Annotated in this window: 24 protein-coding genes and 2 pseudogenes; 14 read left to right on the forward strand and 12 right to left on the reverse strand. The window is 67.1% G+C overall.

Annotated elements, in window-relative coordinates; genetic code table 11:
* The first annotated feature begins 43 nt into the window (after positions 1 to 43).
* Positions 44 to 1,177, forward strand: a complete 1,134-nt coding sequence (locus tag G6N43_RS19245; protein WP_083149699.1) for an acyl-CoA dehydrogenase family protein — start codon at positions 44 to 46, stop codon at positions 1,175 to 1,177.
* The gene (locus tag G6N43_RS19250) at positions 1,174 to 2,427 is read left to right on the forward strand and encodes an acyl-CoA dehydrogenase family protein (RefSeq protein WP_083149700.1); all 1,254 of its coding nucleotides are present in this window, start codon (positions 1,174 to 1,176) and stop codon (positions 2,425 to 2,427) included. The genes G6N43_RS19245 and G6N43_RS19250 overlap by 4 nt, the downstream gene beginning before the upstream one ends.
* 36 nt (positions 2,428 to 2,463) lie before the next feature.
* On the opposite strand, the gene G6N43_RS19255 is transcribed toward G6N43_RS19250, so the two are convergent.
* The 3 genes from G6N43_RS19255 to G6N43_RS19265 form a co-directional block, all read right to left on the reverse strand.
* On the reverse strand, positions 2,464 to 3,489 hold the full coding sequence (locus G6N43_RS19255; protein WP_083149701.1) for an Rv2578c family radical SAM protein: 1,026 nt from the start codon (positions 3,487 to 3,489) through the stop codon (positions 2,464 to 2,466).
* A 14-nt stretch (positions 3,490 to 3,503) separates the two neighbouring features.
* Positions 3,504 to 4,727, reverse strand: a complete 1,224-nt coding sequence (locus tag G6N43_RS19260) for a glycosyltransferase (protein WP_083149702.1) — start codon at positions 4,725 to 4,727, stop codon at positions 3,504 to 3,506.
* Between the two features lie 167 nt (positions 4,728 to 4,894).
* A complete protein-coding gene (locus G6N43_RS19265) occupies positions 4,895 to 5,302 on the reverse strand; it encodes an Rv2576c family protein (RefSeq protein ID WP_083149780.1) in 408 nt (135 codons plus the stop codon).
* A gap of 242 nt (positions 5,303 to 5,544) precedes the next feature.
* On the opposite strand from G6N43_RS19265, the gene urtA reads away from it, so the two are divergent.
* The 6 genes from urtA to G6N43_RS30495 are packed head-to-tail and all read left to right on the forward strand — an operon-like array spanning position 5,545 to position 10,945.
* Positions 5,545 to 6,810, forward strand: coding sequence for an urea ABC transporter substrate-binding protein (gene urtA / locus G6N43_RS19270; RefSeq protein ID WP_083149703.1), 1,266 nt, complete (start codon positions 5,545 to 5,547; stop codon positions 6,808 to 6,810).
* Positions 6,811 to 6,845: 35 nt separating this feature from the next.
* Positions 6,846 to 7,730, forward strand: coding sequence for an urea ABC transporter permease subunit UrtB (gene urtB, locus G6N43_RS19275; RefSeq protein WP_083149704.1), 885 nt, complete (start codon positions 6,846 to 6,848; stop codon positions 7,728 to 7,730).
* Positions 7,727 to 8,839 (forward strand): urea ABC transporter permease subunit UrtC, encoded by a 1,113-nt coding sequence (urtC, locus tag G6N43_RS19280; RefSeq protein WP_083149705.1) that lies wholly within the window; start codon positions 7,727 to 7,729, stop codon positions 8,837 to 8,839. Before urtB ends, urtC begins: the two co-directional genes overlap by 4 nt.
* Positions 8,836 to 9,669, forward strand: a complete 834-nt coding sequence (gene urtD, locus G6N43_RS19285) for an urea ABC transporter ATP-binding protein UrtD (protein ID WP_083149706.1) — start codon at positions 8,836 to 8,838, stop codon at positions 9,667 to 9,669. The genes urtC and urtD overlap by 4 nt, the downstream gene beginning before the upstream one ends.
* Positions 9,669 to 10,361 (forward strand): urea ABC transporter ATP-binding subunit UrtE, encoded by a 693-nt coding sequence (gene urtE, locus G6N43_RS19290; protein ID WP_083149707.1) that lies wholly within the window; start codon positions 9,669 to 9,671, stop codon positions 10,359 to 10,361. The genes urtD and urtE overlap by 1 nt, the downstream gene beginning before the upstream one ends.
* 56 nt (positions 10,362 to 10,417) lie before the next feature.
* Positions 10,418 to 10,945, forward strand: coding sequence for a hypothetical protein (locus tag G6N43_RS30495; protein ID WP_179967893.1), 528 nt, complete (start codon positions 10,418 to 10,420; stop codon positions 10,943 to 10,945).
* On the opposite strand, the gene G6N43_RS19300 is transcribed toward G6N43_RS30495, so the two are convergent.
* Entirely contained in the window at positions 10,946 to 11,935 is a 990-nt protein-coding gene (locus G6N43_RS19300) for an amidohydrolase family protein (protein ID WP_083149708.1), read from the reverse strand.
* Positions 11,936 to 12,142: 207 nt separating this feature from the next.
* On the opposite strand from G6N43_RS19300, the pseudogene G6N43_RS30700 reads away from it, so the two are divergent.
* From G6N43_RS30700 to G6N43_RS19310, 3 genes and pseudogenes are all read left to right on the forward strand, one after another.
* Positions 12,143 to 12,298: pseudogene (locus tag G6N43_RS30700) on the forward strand (MBL fold metallo-hydrolase); the annotation flags it as partial.
* A 42-nt stretch (positions 12,299 to 12,340) separates the two neighbouring features.
* Positions 12,341 to 12,910, forward strand: a complete 570-nt coding sequence (locus G6N43_RS19305) for a 2'-5' RNA ligase family protein (RefSeq protein WP_133056536.1) — start codon at positions 12,341 to 12,343, stop codon at positions 12,908 to 12,910.
* A 95-nt stretch (positions 12,911 to 13,005) separates the two neighbouring features.
* Positions 13,006 to 13,977: a sensor domain-containing diguanylate cyclase gene (locus G6N43_RS19310; RefSeq protein ID WP_163658155.1), complete on the forward strand. Its 972-nt coding sequence runs from the start codon at positions 13,006 to 13,008 to the stop codon at positions 13,975 to 13,977.
* 90 nt (positions 13,978 to 14,067) lie between these two features.
* Here G6N43_RS19310 and G6N43_RS19315 read toward each other — a convergent pair whose 3' ends face one another.
* Positions 14,068 to 14,340 carry a hypothetical protein gene (locus tag G6N43_RS19315; RefSeq protein WP_133056537.1) on the reverse strand — a complete coding sequence of 91 codons (273 nt, stop codon included), beginning with the start codon at positions 14,338 to 14,340 and terminating at the stop codon, positions 14,068 to 14,070.
* Between G6N43_RS19315 and G6N43_RS31095 the strand changes: the two are divergent.
* Positions 14,273 to 15,121 (forward strand): annotated as a pseudogene (locus G6N43_RS31095) (MFS transporter); the annotation flags it as partial. The gene G6N43_RS19315 and the pseudogene G6N43_RS31095 sit on opposite strands and share 68 nt — an antisense overlap.
* 60 nt (positions 15,122 to 15,181) lie before the next feature.
* On the opposite strand, the gene hisS reads toward G6N43_RS31095, so the two are convergent.
* Positions 15,182 to 16,447 carry a histidine--tRNA ligase gene (hisS, locus tag G6N43_RS19330; RefSeq protein WP_083149714.1) on the reverse strand — a complete coding sequence of 422 codons (1,266 nt, stop codon included), beginning with the start codon at positions 16,445 to 16,447 and terminating at the stop codon, positions 15,182 to 15,184.
* Entirely contained in the window at positions 16,447 to 17,109 is a 663-nt protein-coding gene (locus G6N43_RS19335) for an MBL fold metallo-hydrolase (RefSeq protein ID WP_083149715.1), read from the reverse strand. The genes hisS and G6N43_RS19335 overlap by 1 nt, the downstream gene beginning before the upstream one ends.
* Positions 17,110 to 17,211: 102 nt before the next feature.
* On the opposite strand from G6N43_RS19335, the gene G6N43_RS19340 reads away from it, so the two are divergent.
* Together G6N43_RS19340 and G6N43_RS19345 are read left to right on the forward strand one after the other, a co-directional pair.
* The gene (locus G6N43_RS19340; RefSeq protein WP_083149716.1) at positions 17,212 to 18,084 is read left to right on the forward strand and encodes a peptidylprolyl isomerase; all 873 of its coding nucleotides are present in this window, start codon (positions 17,212 to 17,214) and stop codon (positions 18,082 to 18,084) included.
* Positions 18,081 to 19,109 (forward strand): peptidylprolyl isomerase, encoded by a 1,029-nt coding sequence (locus G6N43_RS19345; RefSeq protein WP_083149717.1) that lies wholly within the window; start codon positions 18,081 to 18,083, stop codon positions 19,107 to 19,109. The genes G6N43_RS19340 and G6N43_RS19345 overlap by 4 nt, the downstream gene beginning before the upstream one ends.
* Here the strand turns inward: G6N43_RS19345 and G6N43_RS19350 are convergent, their stop codons facing one another.
* Genes G6N43_RS19350 through secF form a run of 5 tightly spaced genes read right to left on the reverse strand, consistent with a single transcriptional unit; the run spans position 19,110 to position 25,360 of the window.
* On the reverse strand, positions 19,110 to 19,403 hold the full coding sequence (locus tag G6N43_RS19350) for a DUF4333 domain-containing protein (protein ID WP_083149718.1): 294 nt from the start codon (positions 19,401 to 19,403) through the stop codon (positions 19,110 to 19,112).
* Positions 19,404 to 19,454: 51 nt separating this feature from the next.
* Positions 19,455 to 21,845, reverse strand: a complete 2,391-nt coding sequence (locus tag G6N43_RS19355; RefSeq protein WP_083149719.1) for a RelA/SpoT family protein — start codon at positions 21,843 to 21,845, stop codon at positions 19,455 to 19,457.
* A gap of 51 nt (positions 21,846 to 21,896) precedes the next feature.
* Complete coding sequence (locus G6N43_RS19360) at positions 21,897 to 22,475, reverse strand: adenine phosphoribosyltransferase (RefSeq protein ID WP_234810011.1); 579 nt, start codon at positions 22,473 to 22,475, stop codon at positions 21,897 to 21,899.
* Complete coding sequence (locus G6N43_RS19365; protein ID WP_083149721.1) at positions 22,442 to 24,097, reverse strand: ABC transporter substrate-binding protein; 1,656 nt, start codon at positions 24,095 to 24,097, stop codon at positions 22,442 to 22,444. Before G6N43_RS19365 ends, G6N43_RS19360 begins: the two co-directional genes overlap by 34 nt.
* Before the next feature lie 6 nt (positions 24,098 to 24,103).
* Positions 24,104 to 25,360, reverse strand: a complete 1,257-nt coding sequence (gene secF, locus G6N43_RS19370) for a protein translocase subunit SecF (protein ID WP_083149722.1) — start codon at positions 25,358 to 25,360, stop codon at positions 24,104 to 24,106.
* Positions 25,361 to 25,364 lie beyond the last annotated feature (4 nt).

The following is a 25,364-nucleotide window of genomic DNA, read 5'->3' on the forward strand; positions in this document are numbered from 1 at the left end:
TGCCGGCACGCACTTCGCGCATCAGTGAAAGAGAGCCTGCGCCGTGACCGACGCAAACCCAGAACGGCTGCTGTTCGCCTCGACCACCCAGTCGTTCCTCGAAAAGGGCGCCTCGCTGGCCCGGGTTCGCGAACTCCACGACGCCGGAACGCCGTTCGAGATCGACTGGTGGCGCCAAGCCGCCGACCTCGGTTGGACCAGCCTGCTGGTGCCCGAGGAACTCGGCGGCGGCAGCGTGTCCGGTGACGGCGTCGCCGACCTCGCGCTGGTCGCCGAACTGTCCGGCCGCACCGTCGCACCTGGTCCACTGCATCCCGTCAGCGTCGTGCTGGCCGCGCTGGCCGACGCACCCGAGAATCACGAGCAGACAATCGAATCCCTGATCTCGGGTGAGATCGTGGCATCCTGGGCCGTCTACGAACCGGGTAAACAGTGGTCACCGCTCGATGCGTCGATGACCGCGACGCCCACCGACACCGGGTACCGCATCGACGGCGTGAAGGACCGCGTCGAGGCAGGCGCCGAAAGCGCCGTGCTGCTCGTGGTGGCGAACTGCGACGGTGCGGTGCGACAGTTCCTCGTCCCGACGGACGCAGCGGGTGTCACCGTCGAATCGAACCGGTCCATCGACATGGTGAAGACCTATGCCCGAGTGCAATTCGACGGCGTCGAGGTGGACGCCTCCGCGGTTGTCGGCTCCGCCGAGCAGACCCCGGCGCTCATCGCGCGGCAGAGCCAGATCGCCGCGATCCTGCAGTGCGCGGAGGTCGTCGGCATCCTGGAGACGGTGCTCGACTTCACGATCCAATGGGGATTCGACCGGCATTCGTTCGGCCGGCCCATCGGCTCGTACCAGGCGCTGAAGCACAAGTACGCCGATCTCAAGATCTGGTTCGAGTCGTGCCGGGCGACGACGAACGCCGCGGTCGCCGCGGTGGCCGCACGCTCCCCCGGCGCCGAGATGGCCGTCAGTGTCGCGAAATCCTATGTGGGCGAACATGCTCCGGGCATGCTGCAGGACTGCATCCAGCTGCACGGCGGCATCGGCGTGACCTGGGAGCACGATCTGCACATATTCCTGCGGCGGGTCACACTCTACCGCTCGCTGTACGGCACCCCCGAGGATCACAACCTCCGCGTGTACGCGCTGACCAAGAACCTGGAGCAGGCATCATGACCGAAACCGCACAGGCGCCGACCCAGACGGAGTCGGTCGAGGAGTTCGCGGCCAGGGCGCGAAAGTGGTTGGCGGAGAACATGCCGCCGATCGACCCGGCCAACCCGCCCGAGCATGACCGCGGTGAAGAGGAGCCGTGGCAGCGTGCCCGCGAGTTGCAGCGCAAGCTGTGGGACGGCGGCTTCGCCGGCATCTGTTTCCCGCGCGAGTACGGCGGCCTCGGTCTGCCGATCGAATACCAGCGGGCGTTCAACACCGAATCGCGGTGCTACGAACTGCCGATCATCCTGAACACGCCGACGTTCACCATCTGCGCCGCGACCATTCTCGACACCGGGTCCGAAGAGCAGAAGCAGCAACATATCTCGGCCACGCTGCGGGGTGACGAGGTGCTGGTGCAGCTCTTGTCGGAGCCCAGCGGCGGGTCGGATCTCGCCGGCGTCATCACCCGCGCGGACCGCAAGGGCGACAAGTGGGTGATCAACGGCGCGAAGACCTGGAGCACCAGCGCATTCGCCGCCGACTACGGGCTGATGCTCGCCCGCACCGACTGGGATGTGCCCAAGCACGAGGGTCTGACCATGTTCCTGGTGCCGATCAAGAGCGAGGGCATCACGCTGCGACGCATCAAGCAGGTGAACGGCTCGGTCGAGTTCTGCGAGGAGTTCTTCGACAACCTCGAGCTCGGCGACGACGCGGTCGTGGGCGAGGTCAACGGCGGCTGGCACGTTGCCTCCCGCCAGCTGTACCACGAGCGCCGCGCGGTCGGCGGCGGGTCGGAATTCGCGAGCGGCATTGGCGCCGAAGGTAAGTCCGACGTGCCGGTCGATTACGTCGCGCTGCTGGAGGCGACGGGACAGGCCGACAGCGAGCGGGCGCAGGAGCTCGCGGGTCGCGCGCTGGTGCACCGTGCGGTGCGCGAGCAGCTCATCGACCACGTGTACCACGGTGTGCTCGACGGCTCACTTCCGCCCGCGGCGGGCTCGATCATCCGGGTGACGCACGCCGACGTGCACCATCTGGAGTTCGACACGGTGCTGTCGCTCACCGGGAGCTCCGGCGTGGTCGACATCGGCGACGATCTGCTCCGCTTCGGCGAGCGGTACCTGTCACGGCAGGCGGCGGCGCTCGGCGGCGGCACCACCGAGATCGCGCGAAACATCATCGGCGAACGCGTGCTCGGCTTCCCCCGCGAGTATGCCGCCGACCGCGGTGTGCCGTTCAAAGAAGTGAAGCGCAACAAGGGTTAGGCACCCCTGCCGAGCCTGCTGTCCCCAGTTTCGGCGTTAGAAGAGGGTCGGCTGGGTCGGCTGCAGCGCCTCAGCGCAATCGACAGCGGGAGCGGCCACGGCGCGGAACGGCCGGCGGTCCGGCGCCAGGCCATGCTTGGCGATCAATGGAGTCACTCTGTCGTGCAACATCTTCTTGTAGTCCGACGGCAGATACGCTCCGCACCCGTACAACTCGCGATACACCGCGACCAGTTCGGGATGCGACCGCTCCAGCCACGCCATGAACCATCCGCGCGTCGATCCCGGCAGATGTAGCCCGAACGCGGTCACCCCCGTCGCTCCCGCCGCCGCGATCTCACCCAACAACGCGTCGAGATGCGTCACCGAGTCCGTCAGGTGCGGCAGCACCGGCGCCACCATGACGTGACAGTCCAGCCCCGCTTCGCGCACCGCGGCGATGAGCCCCAGGCGGGCCTGCGGCGTCGGCGTCCCCGGCTCGACGTCCTTGTGCAGCTCGGGATCACCGACCGCCAGCGACACCGCGATACTCACATCGACATGCCGAGCCGCCTCGGTGATCAACGGCAGATCGCGGCGCAACAGCGTGCCCTTGGTCAGGATCGAGAACGGCGTGCCGGAATCCGCAAGCGCCGCAATGATTCCCGGCATGAGTGCGTAGCGCCCCTCCGCGCGCTGATACGGATCGGTGTTCGTGCCAAGCGCCACGGTCTCACGTTGCCACGACCGCCGCGACAGCTCGCGCCGCAGCACATCGGCCACATTCGTCTTCACCACGACCTGGGTGTCGAAATCCGCGCCGGCATCCAGATCCAGATATTCGTGGGTGGGACGAGCGAAGCAATAGCGGCAGGCGTGCGAGCAACCCCGGTAGCCGTTGACCGTGTACCGGAACGGCAGCATCGCCGCGTTCGGCACCTTGTTCAACGCCGACTTGCACAGGATCTCGTGGAACGTCATCCCCTCGAACTGCGGCGAACGCACGCTGCGGATGAAGCCCATTCGCTGCAGACCGGGCAGCGCGCCATCGTCGACGCCAACCGCCTGGCCATCCCACCGCATACTTTGATTCGAACTTATGTTCGATCATATGTCAAGGTAGCGGCGTCGATCAGTAACTTCGCCGCCACCTCCGCTCCGTCGCCGCGGATCGCAGGAGCCAACTCCGCCGCCCGCGCGCGTACCTCCGGCGCCAACGCCGTCGCGAGTGCACCCGACAAGGAGTCGCGCGTCGGATTCGCGCCGTCGTGCGCGGCCCCGATGCCCAGGGAGGCGACGCGCCCCGCCCAGTACGGCTGATCCGCGATCTGCGGCACGACGACTTGAGGCACCCCGGCCCGCGCCGCCGTCGTCGTCGTCCCCGCCCCGCCGTGATGCACGACGGCCGCCACCCTCGGGAACAACGCCTGGAGGTTCACCTCGCCGATGACCAGGCAGTCGTCGGTGTCGTCGACCGGTCGCAGCTCGGCCCAACCCCGCGAGATGAGCACGCGGTGCCCCTGCGCACGGATCGCCTCGACGGCCACCGCGGCGATGTCCTCAGGCGTCCGCACGCTGCTGAAGCCCACGTACACCGGCGGAGCGCCCGCCTCGAGGAAGGCGGTCAACTCGGCGGGCAGCGGGCGGGTGTCGGGCAGGATCCACGCACCCGTCTGCACGACGTCGAAGTCGGGCGACCCCGGCCACGGCGCAAGGATCGGGTCGGCCGCCAGCCACGGACGGTCGGTGTGGACGTGGTCGCGGACGTTGTCCACCGGAGGTAGCCCAAGCGCCGCCCGGTGCGCGTTGAGCGGGCCGCCGTAGAGCGCCTGCACCCGTTCGGCGTCGACCTCCCACATCTCCTCGTTGGTGGCGCCCGGCGGGAACGGACGGCCGGGCCGCGAGAGCGGCGTCTGATGGGGCGAGGGCAGCACGCCCGGCATGAACGCCACACACGCGTAGTAGATGCCCAGCGACTCGGCGATGGAACGCTGGCCGGCGGGCATCAGGCCCGTCGCCACGACGGCGTCACAACCCTCGGCGGCCGGTGCCACCGTCTCGAACTGACTGGCCACCAATTCGGCCGCGACGCGCGGCGCATCCGCTGGCGTCGACGGCTTGGCGTCCTTCGCGCCGTGCACCAACTCGCGCACCGACTTTCCCGCAGGCGTCATCGGGACACCGATGCGCGCGGCCTGCTCCGCGAAGTCCGGCGGCGCACACATGAGCACATCGACGCCGTGCGCCTTAAGCTGCACCGCCAAAGCGAACATCGGCTCGACGTCTCCGCGCGATCCCCACGTCGACAACAAGACTCGCATTTTCCGGCCCCCCATTTCGGCTGGTTATTACGTTGGGTTGCCGATTGTGCGCCATGACCGGGGTCTTGCGGCAAGACCCCCAGTCCGCTATATGTTGAAAGTGGAAGGGGTTCGTACACCCCTTCTTTTTTGTTGTCTCCCTTGGGGTTCGCTCGTAAGCGAGCGGATCACCAGCGACCGAGCTGGCAGAACGCCGTGGTGGGACCCGTGTTCTGCACGGCCAGCTGGCCGTCGACCCAGATCTCGCAATGCGCGTTCGGCGGGGCCTCCATGGCATGGCCGGCCCGAGCCACGCTGATGTACGCCCACTGCGGGTCGGTCAGCGTCACGCTGGTCTCCCATGGGACAACGAAGTTGCCCCTGGCCGAGTACGCCGCTGAGTCGGCGTTGAAGGCCTTGAGATCCGCTGGCGAACTGGTCACATAGTTGACGTCGAAACTCAGCGGTGCATCCGCGGTGACGACGTATCTGACGTTCGGCTCGGATGGCTGCGCACTCCCCGTCGCTTGGCTGACCGCAAGTGAACCTGCCGCCAGCACCAGCGCGGCCCCGACCATGGCTGTCGCTTTTCGCATGTTGGTCACATCGCCGCACCGTACCCGACCGTTACACGGCCCCAAGATCGGCTCTGCTGGTACCCACCAGCGGCAAACCGAACCGGTGCGCTTACAGGTTAATTTGTTCGTCACACGCAGACATTTAGAAGAAACTTCGCCGCTCTAACGTCCCGATTCGACACCCCGGCGGTGTCACAAATTCTGCACTTCAGTCGACACCATCCGCCGATGTGCGCTGGTGACATAGGGAAAGGCTGTCAATGCAACTACCACGACGCTCCTCGTTGAGAAGGTCGGCGCTAACGACGGGAAGCATCCTCGCCGTGAGCGCACTGCTGTTGGCGGGCTGTGGAAGCAAGGCGACCGAGTCCGACTCGGCAAACGCGGAGTCGTGCGTGGACACCTCGGGTCCCACGATCAAGGTGGGCTCGCTGAACTCGCTGTCGGGGACGATGGCGATCTCCGAGGTGACGGTGCGCGACGCCATCGCGTTGGCCGTCGAGCAGATCAACGAAGCAGGCGGTGTCCTGGGCAAGCAGATCCAGGTCATCGGTGAGGACGGCGCCTCGGAGCCGACGGTGTTCGCCGAGAAGGCGGAGAAGCTGATCAGCAGCGACTGCGTCGCCGCGGTGTTCGGCGGGTGGACCTCTTCGAGCCGCAAGGCGATGCTGCCGGTGTTCGAGAGCGCCAACGCGCTGCTGTATTACCCCGTGCAGTACGAGGGCCTGGAGTCGTCGAAGAACATCTTCTACACCGGCGCCACCACCAACCAGCAGATCGTGCCCGCGTTGGACTACCTGAAGGAGAAGGGCGTCAAGTCCCTCTACCTCGTCGGTAGCGACTACGTGTTCCCGCAGACAGCCAACCGGATCATCAAGGCCTACGCCGAAGCCAACGGCATCGAGATCAAGGGTGAGGACTACACCCCGCTGGGCTCGACGGACTTCTCGACGATCGTCAACAAGGTCCGCACCGCCGACGCCGACGCCGTCTTCAACACCCTCAACGGTGACTCGAACGTGGCGTTCTTCCGTGAGTACAAGAACGTCGGGCTCACTGCGGAGGCGATGCCCGTGGTGTCGGTGTCGATCGCCGAGGAGGAAATCGGCGGCATCGGTGTCCAGAACATCACCGGTCAGCTGACGGCGTGGAACTACTACCAGACGATCGACACCCCGGTGAACAAGGCGTTCGTCAAGGCGTACAAGGACAAGTACGGCGCCAACAAGCCGACGTCCGATCCGATGGAAGCCGCCTACGTCTCGGTCTACCTGTGGAAGAACACCGTCGAGAAGGCGAAGTCGTTCGAGGTGAGCGCAATTCAGGAGAACGCGGGCGGTGTCACCTTCGACGCGCCCGAGGGTCTGGTCACCATCGACGGCGAGAACCACCACATCACCAAGACGGCGCGCATCGGCGAGATCCGCCCGGACGGCCTGATCTACACGATCTGGGAGTCGCCCGGACCGATCGAGCCGGACCCGTACCTGAAGTCGTACCCGTGGGCTGCCGGCCTCTCCGGCTGATCAGCCGACGAGCGAAGCGACAGGGGTATGTGTAAGTGGATGCTCTGATCGGGCAGCTGGCAACAGGATTGAGCCTCGGATCGATCCTGTTGCTGGCCGCTCTCGGGCTGTCGCTGACGTTCGGCCAGATGGGCGTCATCAACATGGCGCACGGCGAGTTCATCATGGCTGGCTGCTACACCGCCTACGTGGTGCAGCAGATCGTCTCCAGTGCCGGTGCGTCGCTGTTGATTTCGCTCGTCGTCGGCTTCTTCGTCGGCGGCGCGATGGGCGCGCTGCTCGAAGTCACCCTGATCCAGCGGATGTACGACCGGCCGCTGGACACGCTGCTGGTGACGTTCGGCGTAGGTCTGATCCTGCAGCAGATCGCACGCGACCTCTTCGGCGCCCCCGCGGTCAACGTCATCGCTCCGTCGTGGTTGTCGGGCGGTGTGGAGATCGTCGGAGCCGTCGTCCCCAAGACCCGCATCTTCATCCTCGTGCTCGCCGTGGCGTGCGTGGCGGCACTGGCGACCGCGCTGAAGGTCAGCCCGATGGGCCGCCGTATCCGGGCTGTCGTGCAGAACCGCGACCTCGCCGAAACCAGCGGCATCTCGTCCCGTAAGACCGACATCACAACGTTTTTCATCGGTTCGGGCTTGGCGGCCGTCGCGGGTGTGGCGCTGACACTGATCGGCTCGACGAGTCCGACGATCGGGCAGAGCTACCTGATCGACGCATTCCTGGTCGTCGTCGTCGGCGGGCTCGGCCAGATCAAGGGCACGGTCATCGCGGCGTTCTCGCTGGGCTTCTTGAACTCGTTCATCGAGTACAACACCACCGCGTCGCTGGCCAAGGTGATCGTGTTCGTGATCATCGTGGTCTTCCTGCAGGTCCGCCCGCAGGGCCTGTTCACCGTTCGCACAAGGAGTTTGGTGTGAGAACAGTTCTGGGCCGCTGGCAGACGTGGGCGGGGTTCGGCGTCGCGGCGGTGGTGCTGTTCGGCGTGGCGCCGGCCGTGCTGTCCGACTTCCGGCTGTCGCTGCTCGGGAAGTTCCTGTGCTTCGCGATCGTCGCGGTCGGCATCGGTCTGGCCTGGGGCCGCGGCGGCATGCTGGTGCTGGGCCAGGGCGTGTTCTTCGGCCTCGGCGGCTACATGATGGGCATGCACCTCAAGATCGCCGACGCCCAGATCCGCGGCGACGACGTGCCCGACTTCATGCAGATCGCCGGGGTGCGGGAACTGCCGGGGTACTGGCAGCCGTTCGCCTCCCCCGCCTTCACCCTGCTGGCGATCGTGCTGCTGCCGACGGCCATCGCCGCCGCGCTGGGCCTGGGCGTCTTCAAACGTCGCGTCAAGGGCGCATACTTCGCGATCCTGTCGCAGGCTCTGGCCGCCGCGCTGGCGATCCTGCTGGTCGGGCAGACCAGCATCGGTGGTAGCAACGGGCTCAACAGGTTTCGTACCTTCTTCGGGTTCGCACTGAACGACCCGGCCAATCGGCGGATGCTGTACTTCATTGCCGCCGCTGTGCTGCTTCTCGTCGTCGCGGTGGTCCGGCAGCTCATGCAGAGCCGATACGGCGAGTTGCTGGTGGCCGTCCGCGACGGCGAGGAGCGCGTGCGTTTCCTGGGTTACGACCCCGCCAACATCAAGGTCGTCGCCTATACCGTCGCAGCACTGTTCGCCAGCGTCGCCGGCGCGCTGTTCGCCCCGATCGTCGGGTTCATCGCACCGTCACAGGTCGGGATCCTCCCGTCGATCGCGTTCCTGATCGGTGTGGCGATCGGCGGACGCACCACACTGCTGGGGCCGGTGCTCGGTGCGATCGGTGTGGCGTGGGCGCAAACCCTGTTCTCCGAACGATTTCCGTCCGAGTGGACGTACGCCCAGGGCCTGCTGTTCATCGTCGTCGTCGGCTTCTTCCCCGCTGGTCTTGCCGGACTGGGGGCGGTCCTGAAATACCGCCGCAAGACCAAAGCCGAACCGCCGTCGGAGGAGGCCGCCGACTCCGACCCCGACGCAGAGAAGGTGGGCGCCGCGTCATGACCGAGGTCGAAGCAAGCGCCGCGGGTAAGGAACCCGTCGAGGGCGGCAACGCCGGAATGGGCACGCAGTACCTCGAAGTGCGGAGTTTGACAGTCGATTTCGACGGTTTCAAGGCGGTCAGCGACGTCGATCTCACCCTGTTTCAGGGCGATCTGCGATTCCTGATCGGGCCAAACGGCGCCGGCAAGACGACGGTGATCGACGCCATCACCGGCCTGGTGCCCGCGACGGGTTCGGTGAACAAGTCCGGCGTCGAACTGCTCGGCAAGAAGGTGCACCAGATCGCCCGGCGCGGGGTGGGTCGCACGTTCCAGACCGCGAGCGTGTTCGAGCAGCTGACCGTGCTGCAGAACCTCGACATCGCGGCGGGCGCGGGCCGTTCGGCGTGGACGCTGCTGCGGCGCCGCAAGGGCGTGCTCCCCGCGATCGAGCAGGCGTTGCACACCATCGGGCTCACGCATCTGGCCGACAAACCGGCCGGCGTGCTCGCCCACGGGCAGAAGCAATGGCTGGAGATCGGCATGCTGCTGGTCCAGAACGCCGACGTGCTGCTGCTCGACGAGCCGGTCGCGGGCATGAGCACCGAAGAACGCGAGGAGACCGGAAACCTGTTGCGCCGCATCGGTGCTGAACGCACGGTCGTCGTCGTCGAGCACGACATGGATTTCATGCGCGCATTCGCCACGTCGGTGACGGTGCTGGCGCGCGGCCGGGTGATCGCCGAGGGCTCGGTGGCCGAGGTGCAGGCCAACCCGAAGGTCCAGGAGGTCTATCTGGGCACCGCCGCGGCGGGCGCCGAAGGTATCGAACTCGTCGAGGAGAACTCCTGATGCTGCAACTGGTCGACGTCCGTGCCGGCTACGGCCGCAGCGAGGTCATTCACGGGGTCAGCATCGAGGTGCCGACCGACGGCGTCGCCGCGGTGATGGGCCACAACGGCGCCGGTAAGACGACGCTGCTGCGCGCGGCCGTCGGACTGCTCAAATGCAGTTCGGGCAAGGTTCTGTTCGACGGCGAGGACATCACCAAGCTGCGGCCCAGCGCACGGGTGGCCCGCGGTCTGGCGTACGTCCCGCAGGGACAGCAGTCGTTCGGTCAGCTGACGACGGCGGAGAACCTTCAGGTGGTCGCCGACGGACGCAAGAACGGCAAGCAGCTGATCGACGAGCAGCTCGATCTGTTCCCGGCGTTGAAGGAACTTCTCACGCGACGGGCGGGCCTGCTCTCAGGCGGTCAGCGCCAGCAGCTCGCGATCGCACGCGCACTGATCACCACGCCCAAGTGCCTGATTCTCGATGAGCCGACCGAGGGCATCCAGCCGTCGGTGGTCGCCGAGATCGAGGCCGCGATCACCGCCTTGACCCAGCGCGGCGACCTCGGGGTGCTGCTGGTCGAACAGCACATCGGTTTCGCGCTCGAATCCGCGCAGCGCTACTACATCCTGGAGGCAGGGCGGGTCACGTCCACCGGCACCGGTGGCTCGGCATCCGAGGCCGACGTCCGCGCCGCGATGGCGATCTAGCAGCCGTTTGCGGGTTCGCGCACACTCATCGCCGCTCAGATGGCACGCTGCAATGCGTGAACGCACCGGCACAGACGCGCATACTCATCGACACCGGTGGACTCGTCGTCACCGATGACGGACGTCGGGTCAACATCTTCGACCGCTGCACGGGTGCGCTGACGATCCTGGCCTTCGTCCTGGGCATACTGACGTTCGTCGTCGGTGGCTTCGGCGTGGTCGCGCTCGTCTCAGGAACGCCGTCGACGGTCCTCGGTGCGATCTTCCTCGCGGCGGGGCTCGCCTTCGGCGTGATCACGTTGCTCGTCGTGCGCAAGATACGCAGGCGTCGCGGCCAGCCACTGCACGCCTGCCGTTCCGTCGCGGTCATCGACCGCAAGCTCGGCTTGTTCAGCTACGGCGGCGGTGCCATCGTCCCACTCGACCAGGTGCAATTCGCGCGCAGAATGCAAATCGGTTCCAGCTCACCGAAACTCGTCGCCTTGACGCCCGGTGGAACCAAGGTGCTCAAGCGCGGCAACCCGTTCGACGGTGGAATCGGCAACGTCGACGAGGTGCTGACCGCGGTCGTCCGCGCGGGCTGATCAGGCACCCAGCGCGGCGGGCAGACGGTCGCCGAACAGCCGCATCGCGTTCTCGAAGCTGACCTTGCGGCGCGTCGCGTCGTCCATCGGATAGGACGCCAGGAATTCCGCGCCGGCCTGGTTGTCGTCCATCGGGTAGTCGACCGAGAACATCACGCGGTCGGCACCCATCACCTCCAGCGTGCATGCGAACGCGGGCGGGCAGAAGTTGCCGCTTGTCGTGACGTGGAAGTTGTTGCGCAGATACTCAGACGGCAGCTGCTGCAGTCGGTGCCCTGACCCACCGCCGCCGAGCCCGTAGTAGCGGTCGATGCGGTAGGCGGCGAAGGGAAGCATCTCGCCCAGATGCCCGATGATCATCTGCAATCGCGGAAACTTGTCGAACAGCCCCGAATAGATCAGCCGCAACACGTGCGTGCCCGTCTCCGCGGCGAACCCCCACGACGCGAGATGCAGGCCATCGTCGACGTACGGCGCGAACCACGCGTCCATTACCGCGGGGTGCGGCGTCGTCGGGTGCAGGTACACCGGCGCCCCCAGTGCCTCCGCACGCGCGAACAACTCCTCGTACGCCGGATCGTCGAGATATCGGCCTTGGCAGTGCCCGTTGATCAACGCCCCGACCAAGCCCAATTCCGTTACTGCACGCTCGAATTCAGCAGCGGCCGCTGCGGGGTCCTGGGTCGCCAGCGTCGCGAAGCCGCCGAACCGCTGCGGGTAGGCGCGCACCGACTCCGCGAGGTCGTCGTTGGCACGACGAGCGAGGTCCACCGCACGTGCGACGTCGGTCTCGTCCTGCACGCCGGGGTCGAACAATGACAGGATCTGATAGTCGATGCCCGCGGCATCCATCTGCTCGATCCGCAGCGGGCCGCGGTCATACAGGCGGTCGTAGGCGACGGTGTTGTTGGTGCGCAACCACGCCGCCACAACGTTCTCGGCACTGGCTGGATCCCAGGCGAAATGCTCTTCAAGGGCGATCAGGGCCATGACACCTCCGCGGTCGAATCGCGTCAACCCTACGCGTGCGCAGCGGCGGTCCGGCTCAAGCGTCGTGATCTAGCACCGTGTTCTCTTGCGCGACAATCTGTTCGGCATTCACGGCGCGTCGGGGTGCGTCCCCTAGATTGTTGCCATGGAGCACACCTGCTGTGGTCACGGCGCAATCTCGCGACGCACGGCGCTGGCGGCATCGCTGTCGGTGAGGTCGCAGCCGCGGCCAACGCCAAGCACGTCGTGCTGAGCCATTACGCCCCACCGATCTTCCCGACTCCGAGTGGATCGACAAGATCAGCAGGAACTTCACCCGGCCAGATCACGATCGCGCGCGATGGCCAGGTGTTCGCGCTGTAGCCCAGCCCCGTGAAAGCGACGGCGGTCTGAGAGACTTTCGCCGTGGCGGTTCGAGTTCTCGCAGTGGTGCTCGCGGTCGTGCTGTGCTGGCCGCACACCGCACTCTCATTTGATGTGCGTCTCGCCGACGACACGCAGGCGTTCGAGACCGGCGGCATGATCGCCCTGTTCCCTCGGCCCGAGGACGCCGCGCGGCTGGCGGTGGCCGGCGGCGAGCCACCCGAGGAACTGCACCTCACCCTCGTCGACTTCGACCTCGATGTCACCGGCCGTCCCGACAACGAGTTGGCGCGCAGGGTCGGCGAGGTGGTGGCCCGATGGTCCACCGAGATCAAGGCACAGGCATTCGGGCATGCGACATTCAGCCCCGGCACCCCTAGCGAATGCGAGGTGTACCTCATCGGTGATGCCCCCGAGCTCGCGGACCTTCGCGATGAACTCATCGAGGTCGCCGCGCAGGTATACCCGCTGCAGGCCCAGCATGATCCGTGGATACCGCATGTGACTGCCCGATACGGGATGTCCGAGACCGAACTGGCCTATACGGGCCCCGTGGTCTTCGACCGCGTCGGGCTGCGCTGGGGCGGACACGAGACGGACTACCCGCTGTAGCGTCGTTCCTCCGATCGGGGGACATCGGGAATCCCCCGGAAAATGCGCCGGTCAGCGGATATTGAGCGGACGCACAGCCCCATAAGTTTTCGGGCATGTCCGTTGACCAAACTGTGACACTCCCGCCGCACAACCGAGACAAGATGCGGACGGCGCGGGCCAAGGACTACTTCCGGGCCGTCGTCGACGTCCTCCCCACCGGCCTGGTCGTATTCGACCGCGACGGCCACATCGAATGCGTCAACCCGGCGGCCCAGCGCATCCTCGGCGTTGCGGCCGACGACCTGATGCACGGGCACGGTGCAGGCAGCATCAGCCGCAGCATGTTCGACGCCGACGGCCGCGGCATCGGTGGCGACCGCTGGGCGATGGCGCACCGCGTGCGCACCATCCGTCAGGCTGTCGGCCGGGTCGTCGGCGTCGACCGCCCGGACGGCAAGCGAGTGTGGCTGTCCACCAGCTGGTCGCTGATGGACCCGGTCGATGTCAACGACTCCCCGCTGCTGGTGTCGTTCACGGACATCACGGCCGAGTTCGCGGCCAGCCAGCGGTTCGCCCATCAAGCGCAGCACGACGCGCTCACCGGACTGCCGAACCGGGTGGGGGTCCTCTCAAAGGTGAACGAGGCGCTGCAGGCCTCTGACGAAAGCGCCTTGGCGGCAATCCTGTTCATCGATCTCGACAACTTCAAGGGCATCAACGACACCCTCGGCCACGAAGCGGGCGACACCGCGCTGAAGATCGTCGCCGGTCGGCTGCGGCGCGCCGTGCGTCCCGACGACGTGGTGGGCCGGCTCGGGGGCGACGAGTTCGTCGCCGTGCTGCGCGGGTCCATCACCACCTCGGACATCGACCGGCTCAGCGAACGGATCCATGCGCTGCTGTCGGAAGCGGTGACCATCGGCGACACCACGATGCGCCTGGGAGCCAGCGTCGGTATCACCGAGGTCGCGCCCGACGACGACCGCGATGCGGCCGAGCTGCTGCGCGTCGCAGACCATGCGATGTACAGCGCCAAGAAATCGGGCCGGGGTTGCACCCGCCGTCTGACCGGACAGGCCGCCTGAGATGAGCCGACCACTGTTTGCGCAGGGCGCGTTCTACACCGCGGGTGTGCAGTTGAGCAATGCGTCGGTGGTACTGCCCTTCGTCTGCGCTCAGCGTGGCTTCGGGTGGGCCGCCGGTCTGCTCTTCCCCGTCTTCTCTATCGGCACCATCATCGGAAACACCACGGCGCCTGCGATCCTGCATCGGGCCCGCAATGCCAAGCACCTCGTCGTCGCCGGGACCGCGTTGATCATGGCGCTGCTCGTCGCATGCGAAGCGATCGAGGCACTCACCAGCCACGCGGTGCTGCTGCTGATGACGTCGGCGGGGATCGGCGTGGTGGCCGGTATCAGCACGGTGGCGTTCTCCGATGTGGTCTGCACCAAACTCACCGACGCGCGGCGTGGGCGACTGCTGCTGAGCCAGGGTGCTGCCGGGTCGGTGCTGGCGACAGCGACGACGCTCGTCGCGGCGCCGCTGCTCTTCCCCGGCGGTTCGCCGGCCGGTCACGTCCACGTGCTGTGGCTCGGCGCGGCGGTGTTGGCGGTCGCCGCGGTCGCCGCACTGTTCCTGCGGCCGGCCCAATGCCGTGCGACGGCGGCGGCACCGCGCGGCTCCTCGTGGCAGACCTACCAGGAGGGTTTCCGCGTCGCACGTACGCAGCCCTGGTTCCGCCGGTACGCCATCACCCATCTGACGTTCGTCCCGATCCTGTTCGGCACCACCTTCCACACCCTGCGCGCCGCCGACGGCGACGTGACCCTGCATGCACTCGTCGTGACGTCCAGCATCGGCCTGGTGGCCGGCTCGGTGGTGTGGCAGTTGGTCTGTCGCAGGTTCGGGGTGCGGGGCATGCTGCTCGGCAGTGCCGCACTGAGTGCGTTCGCGTCCCTCGCGTCCACGGTGGCCGAGGTACTCGGGGTGACCGCCAACGTGTGGTTGCAGAGCGCCATCGTCCTGACGGCCGCCATGGCGGCTCAGGCGGTGTTCACCGCAGCGATCTCCTGGATCGGCGCATACGCCGACGAGGAGCACCGCGCGATCCTGATCGGTTTCGCCGCCGCGATGGTGGCCGTCACGTCCGCCGCGGTGGGTGCCCTGCTGGGCCTGCTCGCGCAGGTTCCGTCCCAGGGCTGGCCGGTTCTGGTGGTGCTCATTCTCAACGTGGCCGCCGGTTGGATGGCGCTGCGGGCTCCCGGCCCGATGCCCGCGGCGGATACGGAGTCAGACCCGGCTCAGGCGGGTGAGGATGACGTTAAGCACGTCATCGACGGGTACATCGACCTGTTCGCCTGTCGCGAGGCTCTTGACCCCCACCGTCCCCGCCTCGATGTCGCGGTCCCCGGCAACCAGGGCTATCGATGCGCCCGATCGGTCTGCCGCCCGCATCGACCCCTTGATGCCGCGGTCGCCGTACGACAGATCGACGCGCACCCCTGCGGCGCGCAACCGCGCGGCCAGCACCGCCAGTGTGAGCTTGGCCTGCTCACCCAGCGGCACGCCGTACACGTCGACGCGCGACGTGCCGCCGACCGACTTACCCTCGGCCTTGAGCGCGAGCAGCGTCCGGTCGACACCGAGTCCGAAGCCGATGCCGGACAGGTCCTTTCCACCGAGTTGGCGCATCAGGCCGTCGTAGCGGCCGCCGCCGCCGATGCCCGACTGTGCACCGAGCCCGTCGTGGACGAATTCGAAGGTGGTCTTCGTGTAGTAGTCGAGCCCGCGCACCATCCGAGGGTTGATGACGTAGGGCACGCCGAGCGCGTCCAGATGCGCCAGGACGGTGTCGAAGTGCTGCTTGGCGACATCGGAGAGGTGATCGAGCATGACGGGCGCGTCGGCGGTCATCTCCCGCACCTTGGGCCGCTTGTCGTCGAGTACCCGCAGCGGGTTGATCTCGGCGCGGCGCCGGGTCTCTTCGTCAAGATCCAACTTGAACAGGAAGTCCTGCAACAGCTCCCGGTACTGCGGGCGGCAGGTGTCGTCGCCGAGCGAGGTGATCTCGAGCCGGAACCCGTCTAGCCCGAGCGAGCGGAAACCCGCGTCTGCGACGGCGATCACCTCGGCGTCCAGGGCGGGGTCGTCGACGCCGATGGCCTCGACACCGACCTGCTGCAGCTGACGGTAGCGGCCCGCCTGCGGGCGCTCGTAGCGGAAGAACGGTCCGGCGTAACAGAGCTTGACCGGCAGCGGCCCACGGTCGAGGCCGTGCTCTATCACCGCGCGCATCACCCCCGCGGTGCCCTCCGGGCGCAGCGTCACCGAGCGGTCGCCGCGGTCGGCGAAGGTGTACATCTCCTTGGAGACCACATCGGTGGACTCCCCCACGCCGCGCGCGAACAGCGCGGTGTCTTCGAAGATGGGCAGTTCGATATCGCCGTAGCCGGCGCGGCGGGCCACGTCCAGCAGTCCGTCGCGGACGCCGACGAACTGCGCCGAGTCGGGCGGCAGGTAGTCCGGGACGCCCTTCGGCGCCTGAAATTCACTCACTAGTACAAGCCTTCGAGAAACGGGTTGGTGCGGCGTTCGTGTCCGATTGTGGACTTCTCGCCGTGCCCAGGTAGTACCACGGTGTCGTCGTCGAGAACCAATAGTTTTGTGACGATCGAGCCGAGGAGGTCACGGCCGCTGCCGCCGGGCAGATCGGTGCGCCCGACGGACTGCCGGAACAGGGTATCGCCGGTGAAAACCACCTCTTCGGGGCCCTCGGATACGCGGAACACGACCGAGCCGCGCGTATGCCCCGGGGTGTGGTCGACCGTGACGGTGATGCCGCCCAGCTCGACCTTGTCGCCGTCCTTGTCGAGCTCGATCACCTGCTTGGGCTCGCGGAACAGCGCGCCGAACGCGATCTGCGCGAGTTTCGGCCCGAAGTCCTTGATCGGGTTGGTCAGCATGAACCGGTCTTCGGGGTGGATGTAGGCCGGGCAGCCGTACATGTCAGCCACCTTCTGCGCCGACCAGATGTGGTCGACGTGTCCGTGGGTGAGTAGGACGGCCGCGGGGGTCAGGTGGTTGTCGTCCAGAATCCGCTGCAGCGGCCCCATCGCCCGCTGGCCCGGATCGACGATGATCGCGTCCGCTCCTGCGCGCCGGGCCAGCACGTAGCAGTTGCACGCCAACATGCCAGCCGGGAATCCGGTGACCAACACACGTCCAGTTTTCCATCCCCGCTCACGTGGGTCGCAACGCCACACTCAGCAACGCCTGGCACACTCGTTGCCGACCGATCAACACAAGGAGGGACACCGGCGGTGCCGACCAACGAACAACGGCGGGCGACAGCGAAGCGCAAACTCGAGCGGCAGCTGGAGCGCCGGGCGGCCAGGGAGCGCAAGCGTCGCATCATCACCATCGTCGGATCCGCCGTGGCCGCCGTCATCGTCGTCGCCGCGGTCGTCGCCGTCGTCCTGACCAGGGACAAATCGGACACGACGAACACCGCCGCCACCGACAACCCCACCACGACCACCGCCGCGCCTGCGGAGGGCGGCCTGCCCGCGTTCGTCGCACCCGCGGGCCTTGGTGACAACTGCCAGTACCCCGCCTCGGCCGGCAAGGCCAGCAAGCCCGTCAAGCCACCGCGGACGGGCAAGGTGCCGACCGAACCCGCGCAGGTCAGCGCCAGCATGGAGACCAACCAGGGCGATATCGGCCTGATGCTGGACAACGGCAAGTCGCCGTGCACCGTCAACAGCTTCGCCAGCCTGGCGAATCAGGGCTTCTTCAACGACACCACCTGCCACCGGCTGACCACCTCGGAGTCCCTGTCGGTGCTGCAGTGCGGCGATCCGACCGGCCAGGGCACCGGCGGTCCCGGCTACCAGTTCCCGAACGAATATCCGACGAACCAGTACCAGCCCGACGACCCCAAGCTGCAGGAGCCGGTGGTGTACCCGCGCGGCACGCTGGCGATGGCCAATGCCGGGCCGGGCACCAACGGCAGCCAGTTCTTCCTGGTGTACAACGACTCGAAACTGCCGCCCAACTACACGGTGTTCGGCACCATCGACGAGACCGGACTGGCGACGTTGGACAAGATCGCGGCGGCGGGCACGGCCAACGGCGCCGAGGACGGTAAGCCGAAGTCCGAGGTCAAGATCACGTCGTTGCTGCTGGATCCGTGACGAGCCCGCCCCCTCCGTACGGCGCGTACCCTCCGCCATACGGCGAGTACCCGCCGTCGTACGAGTATCCGCAGCCACCCACCGCGTATCCGCCGCCGAAGTCGACGAACACACTCGCCGTCCTGGCGCTGGTGTGCGCGTTCGTGTTCGCGCCCCTGGGGATCGTGTTCGGCCACATCTCCATGTCGCAGATCAAGAAGACCGGCGAGGAGGGCCACGGGATGGCCCTGGCCGGCCTGATCATCGGTTATGTGATCACGGCGCTGTCCATCCTGGTGGTGGTGCTGAGCCTGCTGTTCCTCATCGCCGTGGGCCGCACCCTGGAGAGCCTCGACGGGATGGTCCCCGACACCACGTACACGGCCGAGCCGACACCCGGGGTCAACGCCGACCCGCTGCCCGACTTCAAGCCGCCCGCCACGCTCGGGTCCAACTGCCAATACCCAGCGACGACGGAGCCGGCGAGCAAGCCCGCCAAGCCCCCGCGCACCGGTCGGGTGCCCACGACGCCCGCGCTGGTCAGCGCCAGCATCATGACCAACCGCGGCGGGATCGGTCTGCAGCTGGACAATGCCAAGGCACCGTGCACGGTGAACAACTTCGCCAGCCTGGCGCAGCAGGGCTTCTACGACGACACGACGTGTCACCGGCTGACCACCGGCCCGTCGCTCGGGGTGCTGCAATGCGGCGATCCGAGCGGAACCGGCACGGGCGGGCCAGGTTACCGGTTCCCAAATGAATACCCCACCAACCAGTTTCGGTTGTCCGACCCGGCGCTGCAGACGCCGCTGTTGTATCCGCGCGGCACGCTGGCGATGGCGAACTCCGGCCTCGGCACGAACGGCAGTCAGTTCTTCCTGGTCTACGAGGACTCGATGCTGCCGCCGACGTACACCGTCTTCGGCACCATCGACAACACCGGGTTGACCACGCTGGACAAGATCGCCGCGGCAGGTACGGCCGACGGCAGCGACGACGGCAAGCCCAAGCAGAGTGTGACGATCGAGTCGGTGCGCCTGGACTAGCTAGCTGCTGGGCTTCGTCTCGATGTAGAACTCGACGTCATCACCCTCGACCTTGGTGATCTTCATGTCGGCGGTGTACTCCGTGCCCTCGGGGCCGGTAAACTTGCACTCGAACGTCACGTTCACTTTGGCTTCGACACCCTCGGGGCACTTCACGTCCTTGGGTTCGAAACCTGTTTGCTTCTTCACCAGATCGACGACGGATTGCGCGGCGCCCTCGGGCTTGATGGTCGAGCCGCAACCCGCGATCAGCAGGGCCACGGCAGTCAGAGTGACCATGAGTGCAGTGCGCATCGCCGAATTATGACAGAAATCTGATCAGGCGAGATTATTTGCTCAAAACCGTCAGGCGGCCGATGTCACGCGGTAGACGTCGTACACGCCCTCCACATTGCGCACGACGTTGAGCAGGTGTCCCAGATGCTTCGGATCACCCATTTCGAACGTGAACCGGCTGATCGCCACCCGGTCGTCGGAGGTGGTCACCGACGCGGACAGGATGTTGACCTTCTCGTCGGCCAGCACGCGGGTGACGTCCGACAGCAACCGGTGCCGGTCGAGCGCCTCCACCTGGATGGCGACCAGGAACACCGACGACGGCGACGGCGCCCATTCCACGTCGATGATCCGTTCCGACTGCTCCTTCAGCGAGGCCGCGTTGGTGCAGTCGGTGCGGTGCACGCTGACGCCGCCGCCGCGGGTGACGAAGCCCATGATGACGTCGCCGGGCACCGGGGTGCAGCACTTGGCGAGCTTGGTCAGCACGCCGGGCGCGCCCGGCACCGCCACACCGACGTCGTCGTTGCTGCGCTGGCGCACCGGCATGGTGGACGGTGTGGAGCGCTCGGCGATCTCGTCGGTGGCATCCTCGTCGCCGCCGAGTTGGGCGACCAGCCGCTGCACCACGTGCCGAGCCGACACGTGGCCTTCCCCGACAGCGGTGTAGAGCGCGGAGACGTCCGCGTACCGCAGATCCCGGGCCAGCGTCGCCACCTGCTCGGCATTGAGCAACCGCTGCACCGGGATTCCCGCACGACGCACTTCGCGGGCGATCGCGTCCTTGCCCGCCTCCAGCGCCTCTTCGCGGCGCTCCTTGGCGAACCATTGCCGGATCTTCGCCTTCGCGCGAGGCGAAACCACGAACGTCTGCCAGTCGCGGGACGGCCCGGCGTTGGGTGCCTTGGACGTGAACACCTCGACCTGGTCGCCGTTTTCGAGCTTGCGCTCCAACGCCACCAGTCGGCCGTTGACGCGTGAGCCGATGCAGCGGTGCCCGACCTCGGTGTGCACGGCATAGGCGAAGTCGACCGGCGTGGAGCCGGCGGGCAGCGTGATCAGATCGCCCTTCGGGGTGAACACGAAGATCTCCTGGACCGCCAGGTCGTAGCGCAGCGACTCGAGGAATTCGCCGGGATCGGCGGCCTCCCGCTGCCAGTCGAGCAGTTGGCGCATCCAAGCCATGTCGTCGATCTCGGCGGCGGCGTAGCTGGCCGGAAGTCCGTTGCGGCCCTTGGCTTCCTTGTAGCGCCAGTGCGCGGCGATGCCGTACTCGGCGGTCTTGTGCATGTCCATGGTGCGGATCTGCACCTCCAGCGGCTTGCCCTCGGGGCCGACGACGGTGGTGTGCAGCGACTGGTACACGCCGAACCGGGGCTGGGCGATGTAGTCCTTGAACCGTCCGGCGATCGGCTGCCACAGCGAGTGCACCACGCCGACGGCGGCATAGCAGTCGCGGACCTCGTCGCAGAGGATGCGCACGCCGACGAGGTCGTGGATGTCGTCGAAGTCGCGGCCCTTGACGATCATCTTCTGGTAGATCGACCAGTAGTGCTTGGGCCGGCCCTCCACCACCGCGTTGATCTTCGAGGCGTTGAGGGTCGCCGTGATCTCGGCGCGCACCTTCGCCAGATAGATGTCGCGCGACGGCGCCCGGTCGGCCACCAGTCGCACGATCTCTTCGTACTTCTTCGGATGCAGGATGGCGAACGACAGATCCTCGAGTTCCCACTTGACGGTGGCCATGCCGAGCCGATGGGCAAGCGGCGCAATCACTTCCAGGGTCTCGCGGGACTTCGCCGCCTGCTTCTCCGGCGGCAGGAAGCGCATGGTCCGCATGTTGTGCAACCGGTCGGCGACCTTGATCACCAGCACGCGGGGATCGCGGGCCATCGCGAGGATCATCTTGCGGATGGTCTCGCCCTCGGCCGCGGTGCCCAGTGCGACCTTGTCCAGCTTGGTGACGCCGTCGACGAGATGGCCGACCTCCGCGCCGAACTCCTCGGTCAGCGCCTCCAGCGTGTAGCCGGTGTCCTCGACGGTGTCGTGCAGCAACGCCGCGATCAGCGTCGTGGTGTCCATCTCGAGTTCGGCCAGGATGTTGGCGACGGCCAACGGGTGGGTGATGTACGGGTCACCGGAGCGGCGCAACTGATCGGCGTGACGCTCCTCGGCCACCTCGTACGCTCGCTGCAGCAGCGCCAGGTTGGCCTTGGGATAGAACTGCTTGTGGACCGCGACCAGCGGCTCCAGCACCGGGTTGATGGCGCTGCGCTGTGAGGTCATCCGGCGGGCGAGCCGGGCGCGCACCCGTCGGGATGCGCTGGTCCCCGTCTTCGCGGACTCCGTCTTGGAATCACTCTTCGAATCGGACTTGGGCAGTTCCAGCGGCTGCGTTTCCGACGCCTTCGGGTCGGGCGGCGACTGCACAGCCTGTCCCGTACCGGGGTCCTCAGCCATGGTCACCTCCCGTCCGCCGTCGATAAATCTCTGCGACTTCGAGGATACGGCTCAGATGGTGAGCAGGGATGTCACCGGTAGCGGTTCGAGGACCTCGCGACCTTTGAGTCCCGTGAGCTCCAGCACAACCGCTGCGTGCTCGACCCTCGCTCCGCAGTGCCGCAGCAGCTTCTCCGTGGCGGCGACGGTCCCGCCGGTCGCGAGCACGTCGTCGATGATGACGATCCGGCGTCCGGCGAGCTCGATGCCTTCGGCCGGTAGCTCCAACGTGGCCGAGCCATACTCGAGCTGATAGGTCTCGCTGTGCACCGGCGGCGGCAGCTTGCCGCCCTTGCGGACCGCCAGCACGCCGGTGCCCAGCCGCAGCGCCACCGCCGCGCCGAGCAGAAAGCCGCGCGCATCGATGCCCGCCACCAGGTCGGCGTCCTGTGCCGTCTCGGCGAGCGCATCGGTGACTTTTGCCAGACCGTGTGCGTCGGCCAGCAGCGGTGTCAGATCCTTGAACTGAATTCCGGGTTCGGGGAAATCGGGCACATCGCGCATCAACGAGGCGACGAGCGTCGCGATGTCCTTACCGGCTGTCGCCGCGCCGTCGCTCACCGCTCCAGCACCCAGCGATCCATGTTCCATCCCGCACCCCATCGAGTCGGATTGCTACTCACCGCGTACATGTCCTTCGACGTCACCACGGTCCGCTGCTGACGATAAAGCGGAAGGGTCGGCATGTCAGTCCACAGGATCGATCCGCCCTCACCGAGCAGCCGAGACAATTCCTTGGGGTCGGACGTGACCGCCAGCGTGGCGATGATGCCGTCGACACGCTCGTTGTTGTAGCGGGACAGGTTGTTGCCGTTGCCGGAATGCAGGGTGTAGGCGTCCATCGTGTTGGAGCCGGTCGACCCGCTGCCGGCAGCGCCGCCCGTGCTGGCGAGCAGCACGTCGATCTTGTTGTCGCGCAACGTCAATGGGCCGGTGTCGTTGGTCGAGACGTCGAGCACCGTGATACCCGCGGGCGCACAGGCCTTGGCGATCGCGCCGACCGTCGCCGCAAGCCTGGCGTTGGGGCTCTGGTAGCCGATCCGGACGGTCAGGGGCCGCCCGTTGATCGCGGCGCGCGCGGCGTCGGGGTTGGCGACGCTGAACTGCCGGCCCTCGGCGGCACTTTCGGCCGCACTATAGGCGTCCTCGCTGACGGGGTTGAGGCGCGAGTTGGCGATCGGCACCGACGCGTTGCGGGCGATCACGTCGCGCGGTGTGCACTGCGCAAGGGCGCGGCGCTCCGGCGTCTGGGACATCGGGCCCGCCGAGGCGAAGATGAGCTGCTCGATGCCCGCGGACGGCGAATCGGTCCGGACGTAGTTGTCGGGCAGGTTCAGCGTGCCCGACGAACCGGCGGCGATGTCGACGACGTCGTAGGCCCCCTGGTTGATGCGGTCCTGGATGTCGGCGCCGCGCGGCCACACGGTGACCCTGGCGGTGACGGGCGGGGCGCCCCACCATTTGTCGTTGGCGACGAGCACGACGGCGCCGTCGGGGGTCACGGAGTCGAGCTTGTACGGGCCCGACGACGGGAACTTCTTGAGGTCGAGGTCCGGCTTCAGGGTCCACGTGGTGTTCCACAGCTGCGCGATGCGTTCGACCGTCGGACCGTCGTTATTGGCGATCGCGGTGGCGACCCCGCCGTCGCCGAGGCCGAGCGCGTCGGCGATCACGTGCGACGGCATCATCGACGTCGCATCGAAAAGCTGGCCGTAGTCGACGAACGCGCGGTCCTGTGCGAACGAGACCCGCGCCTTTTTCTGCCCCGGCGTGCAGTCGACGGATGCGATGTCGACATACCCGGCTCGGCTGGCAGCGTCGAAGACGGGGAACCGGCCCGACTGCGCGGCCCAGGCCAGCACCATGTCGTCGCACGTGATGGGCTTGCCGTCGGAGTACACCGCGTTGGCGTTGATCTCGTAGTCGAGGATCAGCGGCGCCCGACCCACGACGGAGATCTGGCCGAAGTCGTGGTCGCCGACGATCTGGCCATCGGGACCGTGGTAGTTGAAGCCGGTCAGCACCCGCGCGAATGCCTGCGGGCCACCGGATGCGGCGCCGGCGACGGTGTTGGTGTTGTAGGTCGTCAGCAGGCCGTCCACGGCGAAGTCGATGCTGTCGGCCGGGCCGCGTGAACACGCCGACAGACCCGCGGCGCCGACCACGAGGGCAGCGGCCAGTGCACCCGCACGCCGAGTCCAGGCCGTGATCATGGGGACCTACCGCCGCCGAGTGTTGCGCTTACCCGACGGTCGCCCGGTCTTGCCGCTCGTCGGACGGGCCGGGCGCGCGCCGGGCACGGGCTTCTCGGGTGCCGTCGCCGTGCTCGCCACCGCCGCCTTCGCGGGTTCCCCCGCCTCTTTCGGCGCCGACGCGTCGGTGTCCGATGTCCGTGCGGCACTTCCCTTGCGGCGGTTGAGCACCCGGCGGGTGTGCGACCGCACTTGCTCGGTGCGTTCGCGCAACGACACCAGCAGCGGCGTGGCGAAGTAGATCGACGAATACGTACCCACGATCACACCGACCAGCTGCACGAGCGCCAGGTCCATCAACGTGCCGACGCCCAGCAGCCAGACCGCGACCACCATCAGGGCCAGGATCGGAAGCACCGAGATGAGGCTGGTGTTGATCGATCTCATGAACGTCTGGTTGACGGCCAGGTTGGCGTGCTCGGCGAACGTCCGCCGGGTCGTGTGCTCGAAACCGTGGGTGTTCTCCTCGACCTTGTCGAACACGATCACGGTGTCGTAGAGCGAGAAACCGAGGATGGTCAGCAGACCGATCACCGTCGCGGGCGTGACCTCGAAGCCGACGATGGAGTAGATGCCGGCGGTCACGACGAGGTCGAACACCAGCGTGGCCAACGCCGCGACGGCCATGTAGCGCTCGTACCGCACGGTGATGTAGACGGCGGCCAGCGCGAGGAACACCACCAGGGCGATGAGCGCCTTCTGGGTGATCTGCCCGCCCCAGGTCTCCGATACCGCCGAATCGCTGATCGCGTTCTTGCTGGGCTGGCCGTCGGGTCCCCGCGGCTGGAACGCCTCGAACAGCGCGCTGCGCAGCTTCTCGATCTCTTCGTTGTTCAGGGTTTCCGAGCGGATCTGCACCGTGGCCGATTCGCCGCTGCCGACGAGGACGACGGCCTCGGGTTGCTTGCCGAGCGTCTGGCTGAACACGTCCTCGACCTGCTGGGTGGTGACGGTGCCGGTCGCGGTCTGCGCAGGCATCGACACCTTGGTGCCACCCTCGAAATCGATTCCGAAGGTGAACCCGCGGAGCAGGATGCTCGCGATGGCGACGGCGACGATGACGCCGCTGATCGTGTACCAGAGCTTGCGCTTACCGATGACTTCGAACGCGCCCGTGCCGGTGTAGAGGCGGGTGAAGAAGCCGTGCCGTGGGGTTGCCGCTTCGAGGTCGGGTGCCTCGACGGCTTCGGTCGTCAGGTCCGCTGAATCTTTGTTCTTGGCCATCTCG

It is taken from the genome of Mycolicibacterium moriokaense (assembly GCF_010726085.1).
Classification (GTDB): domain Bacteria; phylum Actinomycetota; class Actinomycetes; order Mycobacteriales; family Mycobacteriaceae; genus Mycobacterium; species Mycobacterium moriokaense.